We start from the raw sequence: 15759 nt of genomic DNA, 5'->3' as shown, positions 1-15759 counted from the left end.
TCGGCCCGGAGCAGCCGGTCGCGCCAGGCCGGCCACGTGAGGCCGTTCCGGTTCAGGTCAGGCCGGTCCAGGTCAGGCCGGTCCAGGTCAGGCCGGTGCGTCCCCGCGCGGCTTCTCCGGCGGCTCGACCGGCTTCGGGTCCAGGATCGCCTGGGCCAGCATCGGGGCCATGATCTCCACCTGCCAGCGGCGGGCCCCAAGGGCGCGCAGCTCCTCGGCGACCGCGTCGACCATCTCGCCACGCTCGGCGGCCGGGGGCTTCCACAGCACCCGGCGCAGGTAGTCGGGCGTCAGCAGGTTCTCCACCGGCACCCCACGCTCCTCGGCGAAGGCGTTGACGAGCTCTCGGGCGGTGGCCAGCCGAGCGGCCGCGACCTGGTCGCGCTCGGCCCACACCCGCGGTGCCGGGGGGCCGTCGGAGCGGATGGTCACCGGGGGCAGCTCGCTGTCGCGCAGCTTGCGGGCCCGCTCGATCGCGGCGATCCACCGGTCGGCGTACCGGCGCGCGCCACGGCCGTGGAAGCCGGGGGTGTCCAGCAGGTCGGACGTGGTGGTCGGCATCGAGTTGGCCGCGACGAGGAGCGAGGAGTCGGGGACCAGGCGCCCGGGGGTGGTGTCCTGGCGCTGGGCGATCTCGTCGCGTGTCGTCCACAGCTCGCGGACGGCCGCGAGCGCGCGCCGTCCCTTTGCCTTGTGGATCCCGGAGGTACGCCGCCACGGGTCCTGTCGCGGCGCAGGGGCGAAGTGGATCAGGTGCTCGAACTCCTGCGCCGCCCACTCGGCCTTCCCGGACTCTTCGAGCTCGCGGCCGATCACCTCGCGCAGCTCGAGGAGAACCTCGACGTCGAGTGCGGCGTACTCCAGCCAGGGGCCGGGCAGCGGCCGGCGTGACCAGTCGACCGCGGAGTGCTCCTTGCGCATCGAGCGGCCCATGATCACCTCGACCAGCGTGGCGAGGCCGACACGGGGGTAGCCGAGCAGGCGAGCGGCGAGCTCGGTGTCGAAGAGCCGGGTCGGCACCAGGCCGACCTCGCGCAGGCAGGGGATGTCCTGGCTGGCGGCGTGCAGGATCCACTCCGCGCCGCCGAAGGCATCGTTGAGCGCGGTCAGGTCGCCGAACGCGATCGGGTCGATCAGCGCGGTCCCGGAGCCCTCGCGCCGCAGCTGGATCAGGTAGGCGCGGGGGGAGTAGCGGTAGCCCGAGGCACGCTCGGCGTCCAGGGCGATCGGGCCGGTGCCGGCCGCCACGCGGGCGATGACCTCGTCCAGCTGGGCCTGTGTCTCGGTGACCTCCGGGAGCCCGTCGCGCAGGGTGAGCAGCGGGGCGGGCGTGACCTCAGCAGGAGCGGTCTCTGTGTCGTCCGCTGGCGACTCGGCTGGGGGTCTCGGCTGGGTCTCGTCCTCCGCCATCAGCCGGGGCCACGTTGTCCGCGGCGGGAGGGCATCGTCGCCACTCCCTCGGGAACCGGCGGCAGTCCCACCGCCGTGCAGAGCAGCTCGCCCCAGGCCTCGACGTGCGGTGTGAGGTCGCCGATCGGGGACCAGGAGGCGCGGATCTCGAGCTGGGCCGTGGGTGCTTCCTCGGCCATCCCGCCGAAGCTCTCCGAGGCCACGCAGGTCACGCTGCCCGAGGGCACGGCGTACTCCGCACCGTGGGCGGACAGCGCCTCGGTCAGCCAGCTCCAGCCGACCCCGGCGAGCATCGGGTCGCTGACCAGCTCCGGGTCGATCTCGGCGCGGACGTAGGCCACGCACCGGAAGGTGCCGGCCCACGCGTCGTTGCCGGCGGGATCGTGCAGCACCACGATCCGGCCCGAGCCGACGTCCTCGCCATCGATGGTCACGTCGGCCGAGAGCGCCGAGGCGAACGGCGCGATGCGCTGCGGTGCGGGCATCTCCTCGGCGAAGATCTCGGCGCGGAACTTCGCAGCTCTGAGCTGGGAGACGGCACGCCGAAACTCCAGCGGAGCCGTGGGAGGCTCGATGCGGGGTTTCTCTGGTGCCGCCATGTGGACAGATTAGGCCGAGAGGCCGGTCCCGGGGGCAGGACTCGCCGCCTGGCCTGCGAAGATCGGAGCATGCCCGCTGCATCGACTACCAACCCCGAACTGCACGAATCGGTCTTCTTGAAGACGGCTCGCGGTGAGCGCGCGGCGCACACCCCGGTGTGGTTCATGCGCCAGGCCGGGCGCTCGCTCCCGGAGTACCTCAAGGTGCGCGAGGGCGTGACCATGCTCGACTCGTGCATGCGCCCGGAGATGGTCGTCGAGATCACGATGCAGCCGGTGCGCAGGTACGGCGTCGACGCCGCCATCTTCTTCTCCGACATCGTGCTGCCGCTCAAGGCGATCGGGGTCGACCTCGACATCGTCCCCGGTGTGGGACCGGTCATCGCCGAGCCGGTGCGCACCCTCGCCGACGTCGACGCGATCCCCGACCTGACCCCCGACCACGTCGGCTTCGTCACCGAGGCGGTGCACGGGCTCGTCGGCGAGCTGGGCAACACCCCGCTGATCGGCTTCGCGGGCGCGCCGTTCACCGTGGCGTCGTACCTCGTGGAGGGCGGGCCGTCCAAGGACCACGCCCGGACCAAGGCGCTGATGTTCGGTGCGCCGGACGTGTGGGACGCGCTGATGCGCAAGATCTCCGACATCGCCGCGACCTACCTCGAGGTGCAGGTCGAGGCGGGCGCCTCGGCGGTGCAGCTCTTCGACTCCTGGGCCGGGGCGCTGACCCGGCAGGACTACCTCACCCACGTGCTGCCGCACTCGGCCCGGGTGCTGGAGCGGATCGGGGCCACCGGGGTCCCCAGGATCCACTTCGGGGTCGGCACCGGCGAGATCCTCGACCTGATGGGCGAGGCCGGTGCCGACGTCGTCGGGGTGGACTGGCGGGTGCCGCTGGCTGCGGGGATCGAGCGCGTCGGGGGCCGTGCCGTGCAGGGCAACCTCGACCCGACGCTGGTCTTCGCGCCGACCGAGGTGATGCTCCAGCGGGCCGCGGAGGTCCTGGAGGCGGGCACCGCCGCCCCCGGTCACATCTTCAACCTCGGTCACGGCGTGATCCCCTCGACCGACCCCGACCAGCTGGCCCGCCTCACGCACTTCGTGCAGGAGCACTCCCGCCGCTGACCGGGCCACGGGCGGCGCGGCGTCGCAGCACCAGCCACACGGGTACGCCGAGCAGCGCCAGGACCAGTGCGAACGGGAGCACCGCGCCCACGACCGTCAGCAGCACCACGGTGGCGCCCTGCAACGCGTCCCAGCCGCCGGCCAGACCGGCGATGAAGCCGCGGTCCTCGGGGTCGGCGGAGCCGGCTGGCGCGGTCCGCGAGAGGTGGACGTTGATCGTGCTCAGCGCGGTCTGGTCGGCCAGGTAGGCCTGCTGCGACTTCAACGAGTCCAGGTCGGCCTGGCGCCGCGCCAGGTCGGCCTCGATCGCGATCACGTCACGCAGCTCCTCGGCCCGGCCCAGCAGGTTCTCGATCTGCCGGATGCTCCGCTCGGCCGCCCTGACCCGGGCATCGTTGTCGATCACCTTGGTGGTGACGTCCTCTGCCTTGCGGCTCTGGTCGGCGACCTTGCCCAGCCCGGCGAAGGCGTTCATCGCCTCGTCGAACCTCGGGCTCGGGACGCGCAGGGTCAGCGCCGACTCGACCAGGCGCCCGCGCTCGTCGCTGGTGCTCTGCTCGTCGGCGACCGTGCCGCCCCAGGACGCCACCAGCCGCATCACCTCGGCGCGGGCGCGAGTGACCGACTCCGGACGCAGGGCGACCTGCCCGGTGGAGATGACCGCCCGGTTCATCGGCTGGGTGGACGCCGCACCCGTGGAGATCGTGTTCGGGTCGCCGCGGCCGGGCTTCGTCACGGACTCGGCGCGATCGGCGGTCCCGCCCGAGTCGTCGGTGGCCAGGCTGTCCGAGGCCGTGCCGATCTTGCTGTCGGAGGATGATCGGTCCTGGGTCCAGCCGAACGTCGCGACGGCGAGCACGCCGACGAGGAACAGCACCGGGACGGCGACCAGGACACGCTTCAGGTTGCTCATGCGGGTGTGACGCGGCCCACCCGCGATCGGTTCCCGGCCACCGGATCCGCTGTGCCACGCTGGTCGGGTGGACGGGCTGCCGAGAAAGACACGTGTCGTGGTCGTGGGTGGCGGTGTCTCCGGTCTCTCGGCCGCGCACCGGATCGTGCGCGACCTCCCGGAGGCCGAAGTGATCGTGCTCGAGGGGTCCCCCCGTCTCGGCGGGAGCCTGCACACCGCCGAGGTCGGCGGCATCACCGTCGACGTCGGCGCGGAGGCGATGCTCTACCGGCGCCCCGAGGGCGTCGCCCTGGCCACCGAGGTGGGGCTGGAGCAGGACCTCGTGCACCCGGCCACGACCTCGGCGAACCTGTGGAACCGCGGCCGGCTGGTGCCGATGCCGCGCACGATGATGGGTGTCCCGCTCGACCTGCGCTCGCTCGAGGGGATCATCTCGGCCAAGGGGATCGCGCGGGCGGCGATGGACACCGTGCTCCCGCCCACCGACCTCGAGGGCCGCGACATCAGTGTCGGCGACCTGGTCCAGGAGCGGCTCGGCAAGGAGATCGTCGACCGGCTGGTCGAGCCCCTGCTCGGCGGCGTGTACGCCGGGCACGCCCGTGAGATCTCGGCCCGGGCCGCGGTGCCCCAGCTCGTGGCGCTCCTGGACCGCGACCGCTCCCTGAGCCGCGCCGCGGCCGCAGCGACACCGCCCCCGGACCCGGCCGCCGCCGTACCGGTGTTCGCGGGCATCCGCGGGGGAGTGGGCCGCCTGCCCGGGGCCGTCGCCGCCGCGTCCGGCGCCACCGTGCGCACCAGGGCGACCGTGCGCGACCTCGCCCGGCGCCCGGACGGAGGCTGGAACCTGGTGGTCGGCTCGGCGCACGACCCCGAGGTGCTCCAGGCCGACGCCGTGGTCCTGGCGACCCCCGCACGCAGCACCGCGCGGCTGCTCAGCGACGTCGCTCCCTCGGCCGCGCTCACCCTGGCAAGGATCGAGTACGCCTCCATGGCCGTGGTGACCATGGCCGTGGCCGCCCGCGACTTCCCCGAGGTCGCCGGCTCCGGGTTCCTGGTGGCCCCCGTCGAGGGCCGGGCGATCAAGGCCTCCACGTTCTCCTTCGCCAAGTGGGCCTGGGTCCGCGAGGCCGGCGCCGCCAGCGGCTCGGGGACCGGCTCGGGGGAGGACCTGCTCGTGCTGCGCTGCTCCCTGGGCCGCCACCGCGAGGAGCAGATCCTGCAGGTCTCCGACGAGGAGATCGTCGAGATCGCCCTCGCGGACCTCACCGAGGCGGTCGGGCGCCCCGTCCACCCGGTCGACACCCACGTCCAGCGCTGGGGCGGCGCCCTCCCGCAGTACGCCGTGGGCCACCTGGACCGGGTCGCCTCGATCCGCCACGAGCTCGTGGCCATCCCCGGCCTCGCAGTCTGCGGCTCGGCCTACGACGGCGTAGGCATCCCCGCCTGCATCGCCTCCGCCCACCGCGCGGCCGAGAAGATAGAGACCGACCTGGCCCTGATCCCCTGAAACCCGCCGACACGTCCCATCTGAAACCCCAGCCCCCGCCGACACGTCGCAACTGAAACCCCAGCCCCCGCCGAGACGTCCCATCTGAAACCCCAGCCCCCGCCGAGACGTCGCATCTGGAACCCGGGCCCGCGGCCTTCGGTGCCTGTTGCCAGAATGGGCCCATGACCGCCCCCGCGAAGAAGGCCCGAGAGCTCAACGACAGCATCCGCTACACGATGTGGTCGGTGTTCAGCCTGCGCGACGTGCTCGGTGAGGACGCCGACCGCGTCGGCGAGGCGGCCGAGGTGGAGCAGCTGGTCGCAGAGCTCGAGGCCGGCGACGTCGTCGTCCGCGGCCTCTACGACCTCAGCGGGCTGCGCGCGGACGCCGACCTGATGGTCTGGTGGCACGCCGAGGAGATCGAGAGCCTCCAGGACGCCTACCACCGGCTGCGTCGTACGACGTTCGGGCGCCGCCTCGACCCGGTGTGGTCGCAGGTCGCCCTGCACCGGCCGGCGGAGTTCAACAAGAGCCACATCCCGGCCTTCCTCGCCGGGGAGGAGCCGCGGGACTACATCTGCGTCTACCCGTTCGTGCGCTCCTACGAGTGGTACCTCCTCGAGGACTCCGAGCGCCGCCGGATGCTCGCCGAGCACGGCCAGATGGCTCGGGACTACAAGGACGTGCGGGCGAACACCGTCGCCAGCTTCGCCCTCGGGGACTACGAGTGGATGCTCGCCTTCGAGGCCGACCAGCTGCACCGCATCGTCGACCTGATGCGCCACCTGCGCGCCTCGGACGCGCGGAGGCACGTCCGCGAGGAAGTGCCCTTCTACACCGGCCGCCGGCGTACGCCGCGCGAGCTGGTCACCGCGCTGCCCTGATTCATGCGTCCTCGGGGTCAGGCGTCCTCGGGGCCGCCGACCGGCGTCAGCGTCATCGCGATCGAGTTGATGCAGTAGCGCTGGTCGGTCGGCGTGCCGTAGCCCTCGCCCTCGAAGACGTGGCCGAGGTGCGATCCGCAGTTCGCGCAGCGGACCTCCGTGCGCACGCTGCCGAACGAGCGGTCCTCGAGGTACTCGACCCGGTCCTCGGCCAGCGGCGCGTAGAACGACGGCCAGCCGCAGTGCGAGTCGAACTTGGTCTCCGAGCGGAACAGCTCGGTCCCGCAGGCGCGACAGTTGTACACGCCGACGGTCTTGGTGTCGGTGTACTCGCCCACGAACGGGGCCTCGGTCCCTGCCTGGCGCAGCACCTGGAACTCCTCGGGGGAGAGCTCCTCGCGCCACTGTGCGTCGCTCTTGTTCACCTGGTAGCTCATGCAAGTGATGTTAGTACCGTCCCAAGGCGAGATTTTGCGGGCGATGGCTTGACGTGCCGAGTGCACGACTGTTCACTGACAGACTCTGCTTGCTCACCATCGCAGGAGGCACGACGCATGGTCGCTGAACGAGTCTCGTGGGCCGGGGTCCGCAAGATCGGGGCTCGCCTCACCACGCCGCTCCACCCTGACGACTACCTCTCGTTGATCAACCCGCTCTGGACCGCGCGCGAGCTGCGCGGCCGGATCGAGAAGGTGATCCCCGAGACCGAGGACGCCGCGACCATCGTGATCCGCCCGGGGTGGGGGTGGCACTACGACCACAAGCCCGGGCAGTACGTCGGCATCGGGATCCAGGTCAAGGGCAAGTTCCACTGGCGCTCCTACTCGGTGTCCTCCCCGCCCACGCAGGAGGGCCGGCTGCTCTCCATCACCGTCCGGGCGATGCCGGAGGGGTTCCTCTCCGAGCACCTCGTCAAGGGCCTCGAGCCGGGCACGATCATCCGCCTGGCCGCGCCCAACGGTGACTTCGTCCTACCTGAGCCGCCCCCGGAGAAGATCCTGTTCCTGGTCGCCGGCAGCGGCATCACCCCCGTGATGGCGATGCTGCGCACCCTGAACCGGCGCGACACGATGCCCGACGTCGTGGTCGCCTACAGCTCGCCGACCAAGGACCGGATGATCTTCCGCGACGAGATCGTCGAGCTCAGCGAGAAGCACGCCAAGCTCACGCTGCACGAGCAGCACACCGACGAGCACGGCATGCTCGAGATGGACGACCTCCACCGCGTCTGCCCGGACTGGAAGGAACGGCAGACATGGGCCTGCGGCCCCGGGCCGATGCTCGACGCCGCCGAGGAGCACTGGGAGAAGGCCGGGATCGAGGACGCCCTGCACCTCGAGCGGTTCACCCTCGAGCTCGGCGGCGAGGGCGGCGAGGGCGGCACGATCACCTTCCGCAACTCCAACAAGACCATCGAGGCAGACGGCGCCACCACGGTGATGGAGGCCGGCGAGGAAGCCGGCATCGGGATGCCCTACGGCTGCCGCATGGGCATCTGCCACACCTGCACGCTCACGCTGGTCGAGGGCACCGTCCGCGACCTGCGCAGCGGCGACGAGACCTCCGGCCCGAACGAGCCCATCCAGACCTGCGTCACTGCAGCAGCCGGTGACTGCACGCTCGACATCTGAAACAACACGAGGAGCAACATGGCAATCGCCGACGTCAAGGAGTACACCCACCTCTCGGCTGAGGAGGTGGACGAGCTCGGGCGTGAGCTCGACGCGATTCGCGCCGACATCGAGGAGTCCCGTGGGGACGCCGATGCGGCGTACATCAATCGGATGATCACCATCCAGCGCCGCCTCGCGGCCGCCGGCCGGATCACCCTGTTCGCCAGCAGGTGGAAGCCGGCGTTCTTCGCCGGCGCCGCGATGCTGGGTGCGGCCAAGATCCTGGAGAACATGGAGATCGGCCACAACGTGATGCACGGCCAGTGGGACTGGATGAACGACCCCGAGATCCACTCCAGCACCTGGGAGTGGGACACCGCGCAGCCGGCCGAGCAGTGGAAGCACTCGCACAACTACGTGCACCACCAGTTCACCAACGTGCTCGGCTTCGACAACGACATCGGCTACGGCATCCTGCGGATGGCGCGCGAGCAGCGGTGGAGCCCCTTCAACCTGGGGCAGCCGGTCTACAACGCGCTGCTGGCGACCCTGTTCCAGTGGGGCGTCGCGCTGCACGACCTCGACATCGAGGCCATCCGCAAGATGGAGAAGGACCCGGAGGTGATGAAGAAGCAGCTCCTCCAGATCTGGCGCAAGATCCGCAAGCAGATCGGCAAGGACTACATCTTCTTCCCCGCGCTGACCGGCCCTGCCTTCGTGCAGACCGCCGCGGCCAACGGTCTGGCCAACCTGACCCGCAACCTGTGGTCCTACATGATCATCTTCTGCGGGCACTTCCCCGACGGTGCGCTGCACTTCACCGAGGAGGAGGTCGAGGACGAGACCCGCGCCGAGTGGTACCTGCGGCAGATGCTCGGCTCGGCGAACTTCACCGGCAGTCCGCTGCTGCACATCATGTCGGGCAACCTGGGCTACCAGATCGAGCACCACCTGTTCCCCGACCTGCCGAGCAACCGGTACTCCGAGATCAGCGAGCGGGTGCGGCCGCTGTGCGACAAGTACGGCATCCCCTACACCACGGGTCCGCTGTACCGGCAGTACGGCCAGGCGCTGCGGACGATCATGAAGCTGTCGCTGCCGAACAAGTTCACCAAGCCGGACCGGCGTGACTACCCCGAGACCCCCGAGGTCCCGCGGGGACGCCGGCTCGACGACCGCCCCACGCGTCGTACCGAGACCGGTGGCTGGACCTCGAAGGCCTCCGCTTGATCGACATGCCTCGCGGTGGCCAGGACATGCACCGTGGTGACATTCCGTTCGCCAGCCGCGGTGACCTGGGGCTGGACAAGCGCAAGGTCACCCAGTGCGCGCTGAGCAGGATCTGCGGGGTGTGCGGGGACAGCCTCGCCCGCCCCGTGGCCTTCCTGGGCAGCGTGCAGGAGGCGGAGCGCAACGAGTTCCACTTCCCGCCCTCGCACGTCACCTGTGCGGAGGCAGCCCTGGCGGTGTGGGCCGACTCCTACAGCGTCGCCCTGGGGCAGGCCTCGCCGCCGGAGGGCGGCTGGGTGCTGGTCACCACGTCGGGCTTCGAGTTCATTCGCCCCACGGGCGAGAGCGACGAAACCAGTTCGGTGTTCGCGCCGAACTCCGTGATCGAAACCCGGGCGATGTAGCCGCAAGGACTGCTCCGGGCGCGGGCTTGGCCGTAGATTGACGGCCATGCCTGCCAAAGCAGCCGAGGTCGAAGCAGACGGGCAGGCGGTCCGGGTCTCCAGCCCGGACCGCCTGATCTATCCCGCCACCGACGAGACCCCCGAGGTCAGCAAGCTCCAGGTCGTGGAGTACTACCTCAGCGTCGGCGAGGGGATCATGCGGGCGCTCCGCGACCGCCCCACGGCACTCGAGCGGTGGACCAGCGGCGTCCACGAGGGGATCCAGCTGGCCACCGGCCGCGGCGACAAGAGCGACGCGTTCTACAGCAAGCGGGTGCCCAAGGGCGCGCCGTCGTACGTCGAGACCACGCAGATCACCTTCCCCAGCGGCCGCACCGCCGACGAGGTCTGCGTGAGCAACCTGGCCACCGTCGCGTGGTGCGCGCAGATGGGCACGATCACCTTCCACCCGTGGCCGACGCGCGGCGCGGACAACGACCACCCCGACGAGCTGCGTATCGACCTCGACCCCCAGCCCGGGACGACCTTCCGCGACGCGGTCGAGGTCGCCGGGGTGGCCCGGGAGCTCCTCGAGGAGCTCGGGATCACCGGCTACCCCAAGACGAGCGGCAACCGCGGGGTGCACATCTACGTGCGCGCCGACCCCCGCTGGGACTTCGTGGACGTGCGGCACGCGGCGATCGGGTTCGGCCGCGAGCTGGAGAAGCGCGACGAGCGCGTGACCACGAAGTGGTGGAAGGAGGAGCGCGGCGAGCGGATCTTCGTCGACTTCAACCAGAACTCCCGCGACCGCACGATCGCCTCGGCGTACTCGCTGCGCCCGCTGCCGGGCGCACCCGTCTCCACCCCGGTGACCTGGGTCGAGCTCGCGGAGCTGACCTCCCCGGCGGGGTTCAACCTGTTCACCGTCCCCGACCGGATCGCCGACGGCGACCCGTGGGCCGGGATCGACGAGGTCGCGCACGACCTCGAGCCGCTGATCAGGCTCTACGAGGAGTCCGGGGAGGGGGAGGCCAACTACCCGCCGGACTATCCCAAGATGCCCGGCGAGCCGCCCCGGGTGCAGCCCTCGAAGAAGGTCGCCGCGCACTGGAACGAGGCGGGGGAGCGCATCGAGGACTGATCTCCTCAGGTGCGCAGGTGTGCGACCGCCGCCCACTCCGGGTCGAGCATCTCGTGCACCACGGCCTTGCCCTCGCGCCAGGACCGGGCGATCTCCTTGACCGTGGCCACGGCGTCGGTGGTGGAGTCGACGTAGAGGTGCAGCGTGCGGGTGCCGGCCGTGCTCAGGTGGGCGACCACCTTGCCGCTCACCCCCAGGGTGCGGTCCAGCCGGTCCTCGAGGTCACGCAGCGTCTGCAGCGACCTTCCGTCGGGCAGACCCGACTCGGTGCGGTCCGAGTAGGGCACGGCCACCTGCACGTAGGTGTCCAGCTGGGGTGCGGTCAGCGGGTGCAGCGGCGACTGCACCATCGCCAGCAGCGGCCCGCTGGGAGTCTCGCCGCGCAGCATCGCCCAGCGGGGGCGGCCGTCGGCGTCGAGGTTGTTGCTGCGGTGGTCGCGGATCAGGGCCCGCAACGCCATCAGTCCGAACCCGTCCAGCGGGGGGAACTCGATCGGCTGGATCTCGCCGAGCCACAGCTCCACGTCGTTCTCGCCGAGGGCGGCATCGAGGGCGAGGAAGGCGATCTGGCTGCGGTCCTCCGCCGACAGGTCCGCGAAAGCCGGGTGGTGCACCTGTACGTCGAACCGGGTGCCGTTCTTGCGCGCGGACACCTGCACCCGCGACAGGGCGACCTCGGCTGCCGCGGGCGTGCTCAGCACCATCGACTCGAGGTCGACGGCAGCCGGCCTGGAGTCGACGTAGGACCAGGTCTCGTCGGCGTCGGGTGCCGCGAGGACGACCCGCCGCGCCAGCGCCCGGTCAGCGTGATCGCCCTCGGAGGTGATCACGAGGACGTGCTGGGAGGTCTCCCCGGGGGCGAGCTCCCAGCCGAGCTCGCCCACCGAGCGGACCCGTTCGGCCATGGTCGAGGCGAAGTCCGCCGAGGGCAGCTCGCCGGCGATGGTCTGCTCGGCCAGCGCGCGACCCTCGTCGCGCCACCACCGCCAGAACGCCGTGACGGGGGTGTCGGGTCCGGTGGAACGTCGTTTGAACAGCGCCACTAGAACCCCGAGATCCCTTCGCCCTCGCCGGCCTGCTCGTCGAAGTTCTCGTGCTCGAGCAGGTGCAGCACCGGGACGCCGAGCTTGCGCCGGGCACGGGAGGTCCAGTCGACGTGGAAGAACTCGCTCACGACGTGCGGGCGCGTCAGGATGATCACCTCGCGGGCGTCGACCTCGGTGACCTTCGCGATCAGGGCACGGACCGGGTCGTCGGTGACCGGCTCCCCGGTGGCGCGGCCGCCGGCGGCCTCGATCGCCTGCACGGTGGCGTCCACGCCGGCACGGCAGGTGGAGAGCAGCTCGGCGCGCAGGCCCTCGAGGTCCTCCTGGCCCATCGCGACCGGCGGGGTGGAGAGCATCTCGCCGGTGGCGAGGGAGCCCATCGCGGTCTCCACCCGGGCAGAGGCGTCCTCGACCGGCATCAGCACGTGGTAGCGGACCGGGTCCTCGATCTCCTCGTGCAGGCTGCGCACGTTCTTGGCATCGGTTGGGCTGAACGGCTGCTCGACGAGCAGCACGACGTCGTACTCGCTCATGCGGCACCTCCTGTGGGGTTCATACCCAGCACCCTAGTGAGGTCGTGGCTGATCGGTTCCTCGCCCTCGGGTGCGTCGCGCAACGGCTTCAGCTGATCCGCAGCACGCTGCCGAGGTCGTACTTCACCGGCTGCTCGAGCTGTTCGTAGGTGCAGGACTCGGGATCCCGGTCCGGACGCCAGCGCTTGAAGTGCGCCGTGTGCCGAAACCTCCGGCCCTCCATCGAGTCGTACTTCACCTCGAGCACCCGGTCGGGACGCAGCGGCGTGAACGAGAGGTCCTTGCCGCCGCTCCATCGGCTCTGCGTGCCGGGCACCCGGTCGGGGTTGGCGATCCCCCAGGAGTCGCCGCCGTCGGACCTCCCCTTCGGGGCGGCCTCCATCCACCGGCCCCAGGGGTGGTCCGCGATGTCGCAGACCAGGGGCTGCAGCTCCTCGAGCAGCTCGGCACGCCGCTTGGCGGTGAACGAGGCGGAGACACCGACGTGCTGGAGGTCGCCGTCGGCGTACAGGCCGAGCAGCAGCGAGCCCAGGAGCGGCTTGTCCGGGGTGGAGGTCTTGTGCAGCCGGTAGCCGGCGACCACGACGTCGGCGGTGCGCTCGTGCTTGATCTTCAGCATCGTGCGGGCGTTCTGGCGGTACGGCGATCCCAGCGGCTTGGCGATCACGCCGTCGAGCCCGGCGCCCTCGAACTGCTCGAACCAGCCCTGCGCCTCCCCGACGTCGGTGGTCGTGCGGGTGAGGTACGTCGGACCGGTGAGCCCGCCGAGCTCGGCCTCCAGCAGCCGGCGGCGCTCCCCGAAGGGACGGTCGACGAGAGATTCGTCGCCCATCGCCAGCGCGTCGAAGACGACCAGCGAGGCCGGGGTCGACTCCGCGAGCATCGTGATCCGCGAGGCGGCCGGGTGGATCCGCTCCTGGAGCACCTCGAACTCCATCCGGGGCCCGATCGCCACGAACAGCTCCCCGTCGAGCACGCAACGCGCCGGGAGCTGCTCCCGCAACGCCTCGACGACCTCGGGGAAGTAGCGGGTCAGCGGCTTGGTGTTGCGCGAGGTGAGCTCGACCTCGTCGCCGTCCTTGAACACGATGCAACGGAAGCCGTCGAACTTGGGCTCGAAGGACAGGCCGTCGTCGAACTTCGCCGGATCTGGGATCGCCGGGACCGACTTGGCCAGCATCGGCTGCACGGGCGGCATCACGGGGAGGTCCATGGCTCGACCGTAGACCGGCGGGGAAGTGGCAGCCAGCACTGACGAGTCGTGCCGCGGGGAGACGGACACCGGCTTCACCCCGTCGCCGAGCACGGACATACTCGCTTCCATGAACTACACCGTCACCGACAGCCTCAGGCTGGCCCAGGGACCCGTGCGCCTCTCCGAGCACGACCCGGCCGCCACCCCCGGGGCGAAGGACACGAAGACGCTCGCGGTCGAGCTCGCGGGCCTCGCCGACGAGCTCGCCGAGCTGCAGGAGAAGATGGCGGCCGAGGCGTACGTCGGTGGCCGCCGTCGGGTCCTCGTCGTCCTGCAGGGCATGGACACCTCGGGCAAGGGCGGCGTGATCGACCACGTCGCAGGCCTGCTGAGCCCCAACGGCCTGCGGGTGACCTCGTTCAAGAACCCGACCGAGGAAGAGCTGGCCCACGACTTCCTGTGGCGCATCGAGAAGGCACTGCCCGAGCCCGGCATGGTCGCGGTCTTCGACCGCTCCCACTACGAGGACGTCCTGGTCGGCCGGGTCGAGGAGCTGGCCGACGAGGCGGAGATCGAGCGCCGCTACCGGGCGATCAACGACTGGGAGAAGGCCCAGGTCGACGACGGCACCGTGATCATCAAGTGCATGCTGCACATCTCCGCCGACAAGCAGCGTGACCGGCTCCTCGACCGGCTCGCCGACCCCGACAAGCAGTGGAAGTTCAAGCCCGGGGACCTCGACGCGCGCGCCCGTTGGAGTGACTACGAGAAGGCCTACGAGGCCGCGCTGGAGCGCTGCAACACCGACTCCGCTCCCTGGTACGTCGTCCCCGGCGACCACAAGAAGTACCGCAACTGGGCCGTGGGACAGCTGCTCCTCGAGGCGCTGCGCGGGATGCAGCTGAAGTGGCCCGAGCCCGACTACGACGTGGACGAGCAGCGGGCGCGGCTCGAGGGCGAGGACACCGAAGACAAGGACACCGGGGACACGGACACCGCAAACGGGGGCGGTCGTTGAGGCACGTCCGGGCGACCCGCTACGTGACGCCGCTGCGTGAGGGCGGCTCGCTGCCGGGCATCATCGAGGCCGACGACCTCGGCATCTATGTCTGCAAGTTCCGTGGCGCCGGGCAGGGGCTACGCGTGCTCGTCGCCGAGGTGGTCGTCGCCGAGATCGCCCGCGTCGTCGAGGTTCCGGTCCCCGACCTCGTCACCGTCGACCTCGCGCCCGAGATCGGCCGCTACGAGGCGGACCAGGAGGTCCAGGACCTCCTCAACAACAGCCTGGGCCTCAACCTCGGCGTCGACCTGCTCCCGGGCGCCTTCGGCTATGACAGCGCCTACGAGCCGGACCCGGACCTCGCCGGCCGCATCCTGTGGCTTGACGCCCTGTGCGCCAACGTGGACCGGTCGTGGCGCAACCCGAACCTGCTGGTCTGGCGCGGGGACCTGTTCGCGATCGACCATGGCGCGGCGCTGTACTTCCACCACGCCTGGCCCGGAGGCGGCGGCTCCCCGGAGCGGTTCGCGGCGCAGCCCTTCGACGTCAGCGAGCACATCATGCGGCGCTACGTGGCGCAGGCGCGCGCCCAGGACGCCGAGCTCGCGGCCAGGGTCACCGGCGAGGTGCTGCGGGAGGCGCTCGCGCAGGTGCCCGACGAGTGGCTGGAGCCGGTCCCGGGCGCGGAGACCCCGGAGGCCCTGCGGGAGCGGTACGTCGACTACCTCCTCGCCCGGGTCGCCGCTCCGCGGGCATGGCTGCCCGCTGCCGAGGGGGCCGCGTGAACGGCTACCAGTACGTCACGCTGCGGTGCGTGCCCCGCGTGGAGCGCGAGGAGTTCGTCAACGTGGGCGTGGTGCTGTACTGCCAGGCCGCTGACTTCCTCGGCTCCGCGTTCAGCCTCGACGAGGACCGGCTGCGGGCGCTCGACCCCAGCCTCGACGTGTCGGCGGTGCGCGAGGCCCTCACCGCGGTGGAGCAGGTGTGCCGCGGGGAGGCCCACGTCGACTTCGGGGTCGGTCAGCGGGCCACGGCGTACGGCGTGCGCGAGGGCAAGGACGACCAGAGCACCAGGTTCGGGTTCCTGCGTGCTCCGCGCAGCACCGTCGTACAGCCCGGACCCGTGCACGGCGGCCTCACCGAGGACCCTGCCGCCGAGCTGCAGCGGCTGCTGGACGCGCTCGTCGGCTGAGGCCGG

The 15759-nt window shown here is 71.1% G+C and carries 17 protein-coding genes; 10 read left to right on the top strand and 7 right to left on the bottom strand.

Annotation, left to right across the window (positions count from 1 at the left end):
* Nucleotides 1-87: 87 nt before the first annotated feature.
* Nucleotides 88-1410: a ribonuclease D gene (locus AC4BGB_RS03040; protein ID WP_490544600.1), complete on the bottom strand. Its 1323-nt coding sequence runs from the start codon at nucleotides 1408-1410 to the stop codon at nucleotides 88-90.
* Nucleotides 1410-2009: a DUF3000 domain-containing protein gene (locus AC4BGB_RS03035; protein ID WP_490544599.1), complete on the bottom strand. Its 600-nt coding sequence runs from the start codon at nucleotides 2007-2009 to the stop codon at nucleotides 1410-1412. The genes AC4BGB_RS03040 and AC4BGB_RS03035 overlap by 1 nt, the downstream gene beginning before the upstream one ends.
* Before the next feature lie 69 nt (nucleotides 2010-2078).
* On the opposite strand from AC4BGB_RS03035, the gene hemE reads away from it, so the two are divergent.
* The gene (gene hemE / locus AC4BGB_RS03030; protein ID WP_490544597.1) at nucleotides 2079-3131 is read left to right on the top strand and encodes a uroporphyrinogen decarboxylase; all 1053 of its coding nucleotides are present in this window, start codon (nucleotides 2079-2081) and stop codon (nucleotides 3129-3131) included.
* On the opposite strand, the gene AC4BGB_RS03025 is transcribed toward hemE, so the two are convergent.
* Nucleotides 3097-4044 (bottom strand): DUF4349 domain-containing protein, encoded by a 948-nt coding sequence (locus AC4BGB_RS03025; protein WP_490544595.1) that lies wholly within the window; start codon nucleotides 4042-4044, stop codon nucleotides 3097-3099. The genes hemE and AC4BGB_RS03025 overlap by 35 nt on opposite strands.
* A gap of 67 nt (nucleotides 4045-4111) precedes the next feature.
* On the opposite strand from AC4BGB_RS03025, the gene hemG reads away from it, so the two are divergent.
* Together hemG and hemQ are read left to right on the top strand one after the other, a co-directional pair.
* Complete coding sequence (gene hemG, locus AC4BGB_RS03020; protein WP_490544593.1) at nucleotides 4112-5551, top strand: protoporphyrinogen oxidase; 1440 nt, start codon at nucleotides 4112-4114, stop codon at nucleotides 5549-5551.
* A 164-nt stretch (nucleotides 5552-5715) separates the two neighbouring features.
* On the top strand, nucleotides 5716-6417 hold the full coding sequence (gene hemQ, locus AC4BGB_RS03015) for a hydrogen peroxide-dependent heme synthase (protein WP_490544592.1): 702 nt from the start codon (nucleotides 5716-5718) through the stop codon (nucleotides 6415-6417).
* Nucleotides 6418-6434: 17 nt separating this feature from the next.
* On the opposite strand, the gene msrB is transcribed toward hemQ, so the two are convergent.
* Nucleotides 6435-6854, bottom strand: a complete 420-nt coding sequence (gene msrB / locus AC4BGB_RS03010) for a peptide-methionine (R)-S-oxide reductase MsrB (RefSeq protein ID WP_490544591.1) — start codon at nucleotides 6852-6854, stop codon at nucleotides 6435-6437.
* A 117-nt stretch (nucleotides 6855-6971) separates the two neighbouring features.
* On the opposite strand from msrB, the gene AC4BGB_RS03005 reads away from it, so the two are divergent.
* The 4 genes from AC4BGB_RS03005 to AC4BGB_RS02990 are packed head-to-tail and all read left to right on the top strand — an operon-like array spanning nucleotide 6972 to nucleotide 10787.
* Nucleotides 6972-8048 carry a ferredoxin reductase gene (locus tag AC4BGB_RS03005; RefSeq protein ID WP_490544590.1) on the top strand — a complete coding sequence of 359 codons (1077 nt, stop codon included), beginning with the start codon at nucleotides 6972-6974 and terminating at the stop codon, nucleotides 8046-8048.
* 18 nt (nucleotides 8049-8066) lie between these two features.
* Nucleotides 8067-9260 (top strand): fatty acid desaturase family protein, encoded by a 1194-nt coding sequence (locus AC4BGB_RS03000; RefSeq protein WP_490544589.1) that lies wholly within the window; start codon nucleotides 8067-8069, stop codon nucleotides 9258-9260.
* Nucleotides 9257-9664 (top strand): hypothetical protein, encoded by a 408-nt coding sequence (locus tag AC4BGB_RS02995; protein WP_490544587.1) that lies wholly within the window; start codon nucleotides 9257-9259, stop codon nucleotides 9662-9664. The genes AC4BGB_RS03000 and AC4BGB_RS02995 overlap by 4 nt, the downstream gene beginning before the upstream one ends.
* Before the next feature lie 46 nt (nucleotides 9665-9710).
* The gene (locus AC4BGB_RS02990) at nucleotides 9711-10787 is read left to right on the top strand and encodes a DNA polymerase domain-containing protein (RefSeq protein WP_490544586.1); all 1077 of its coding nucleotides are present in this window, start codon (nucleotides 9711-9713) and stop codon (nucleotides 10785-10787) included.
* Between the two features lie 5 nt (nucleotides 10788-10792).
* On the opposite strand, the gene AC4BGB_RS02985 is transcribed toward AC4BGB_RS02990, so the two are convergent.
* The 3 genes from AC4BGB_RS02985 to AC4BGB_RS02975 form a co-directional block, all read right to left on the bottom strand.
* Nucleotides 10793-11830 (bottom strand): DUF695 domain-containing protein, encoded by a 1038-nt coding sequence (locus tag AC4BGB_RS02985; RefSeq protein ID WP_490544584.1) that lies wholly within the window; start codon nucleotides 11828-11830, stop codon nucleotides 10793-10795.
* Entirely contained in the window at nucleotides 11830-12366 is a 537-nt protein-coding gene (locus tag AC4BGB_RS02980; protein ID WP_490544582.1) for a hypothetical protein, read from the bottom strand. Before AC4BGB_RS02980 ends, AC4BGB_RS02985 begins: the two co-directional genes overlap by 1 nt.
* A gap of 88 nt (nucleotides 12367-12454) precedes the next feature.
* Nucleotides 12455-13579 (bottom strand): ATP-dependent DNA ligase, encoded by a 1125-nt coding sequence (locus AC4BGB_RS02975; RefSeq protein ID WP_490544580.1) that lies wholly within the window; start codon nucleotides 13577-13579, stop codon nucleotides 12455-12457.
* Between the two features lie 109 nt (nucleotides 13580-13688).
* Here AC4BGB_RS02975 and AC4BGB_RS02970 point away from each other — a divergent pair, with 109 nt between their 5' ends.
* From AC4BGB_RS02970 to AC4BGB_RS02960, 3 genes are read left to right on the top strand one after another with little or no spacing between them, the layout of a single operon-like run.
* Nucleotides 13689-14579 carry a PPK2 family polyphosphate kinase gene (locus AC4BGB_RS02970; RefSeq protein WP_490544578.1) on the top strand — a complete coding sequence of 297 codons (891 nt, stop codon included), beginning with the start codon at nucleotides 13689-13691 and terminating at the stop codon, nucleotides 14577-14579.
* Complete coding sequence (locus AC4BGB_RS02965) at nucleotides 14576-15346, top strand: HipA family kinase (RefSeq protein WP_490544577.1); 771 nt, start codon at nucleotides 14576-14578, stop codon at nucleotides 15344-15346. Before AC4BGB_RS02970 ends, AC4BGB_RS02965 begins: the two co-directional genes overlap by 4 nt.
* Nucleotides 15343-15753 carry a DUF3037 domain-containing protein gene (locus tag AC4BGB_RS02960; RefSeq protein WP_490544575.1) on the top strand — a complete coding sequence of 137 codons (411 nt, stop codon included), beginning with the start codon at nucleotides 15343-15345 and terminating at the stop codon, nucleotides 15751-15753. Before AC4BGB_RS02965 ends, AC4BGB_RS02960 begins: the two co-directional genes overlap by 4 nt.
* Nucleotides 15754-15759 lie beyond the last annotated feature (6 nt).

The organism is Nocardioides sp. Z30_9 (assembly GCF_058215735.1).
Note: the sequence above shows the minus strand (reverse complement) of the source record. Positions and strands in the feature narration are given on the sequence as shown.

Excerpts from the sequence above, each read along its gene's own strand:
- AC4BGB_RS03040 (WP_490544600.1), bottom strand. The coding sequence starts at position 1,410 with ATGGCGGAGGACGAGACCCAGCCGAGACCCCCAGCCGAGTCGCCAGCG.
- AC4BGB_RS03035 (WP_490544599.1), bottom strand. The coding sequence starts at position 2,009 with ATGGCGGCACCAGAGAAACCCCGCATCGAGCCTCCCACGGCTCCGCTG.
- hemE (WP_490544597.1), top strand. The coding sequence starts at position 2,079 with ATGCCCGCTGCATCGACTACCAACCCCGAACTGCACGAATCGGTCTTC.
- AC4BGB_RS03025 (WP_490544595.1), bottom strand. The coding sequence starts at position 4,044 with ATGAGCAACCTGAAGCGTGTCCTGGTCGCCGTCCCGGTGCTGTTCCTC.
- hemQ (WP_490544592.1), top strand. The coding sequence starts at position 5,716 with ATGACCGCCCCCGCGAAGAAGGCCCGAGAGCTCAACGACAGCATCCGC.
- msrB (WP_490544591.1), bottom strand. The coding sequence starts at position 6,854 with ATGAGCTACCAGGTGAACAAGAGCGACGCACAGTGGCGCGAGGAGCTC.
- AC4BGB_RS03005 (WP_490544590.1), top strand. The coding sequence starts at position 6,972 with ATGGTCGCTGAACGAGTCTCGTGGGCCGGGGTCCGCAAGATCGGGGCT.
- AC4BGB_RS03000 (WP_490544589.1), top strand. The coding sequence starts at position 8,067 with ATGGCAATCGCCGACGTCAAGGAGTACACCCACCTCTCGGCTGAGGAG.
- AC4BGB_RS02990 (WP_490544586.1), top strand. The coding sequence starts at position 9,711 with ATGCCTGCCAAAGCAGCCGAGGTCGAAGCAGACGGGCAGGCGGTCCGG.
- AC4BGB_RS02980 (WP_490544582.1), bottom strand. The coding sequence starts at position 12,366 with ATGAGCGAGTACGACGTCGTGCTGCTCGTCGAGCAGCCGTTCAGCCCA.
- AC4BGB_RS02975 (WP_490544580.1), bottom strand. The coding sequence starts at position 13,579 with ATGGACCTCCCCGTGATGCCGCCCGTGCAGCCGATGCTGGCCAAGTCG.
- AC4BGB_RS02970 (WP_490544578.1), top strand. The coding sequence starts at position 13,689 with ATGAACTACACCGTCACCGACAGCCTCAGGCTGGCCCAGGGACCCGTG.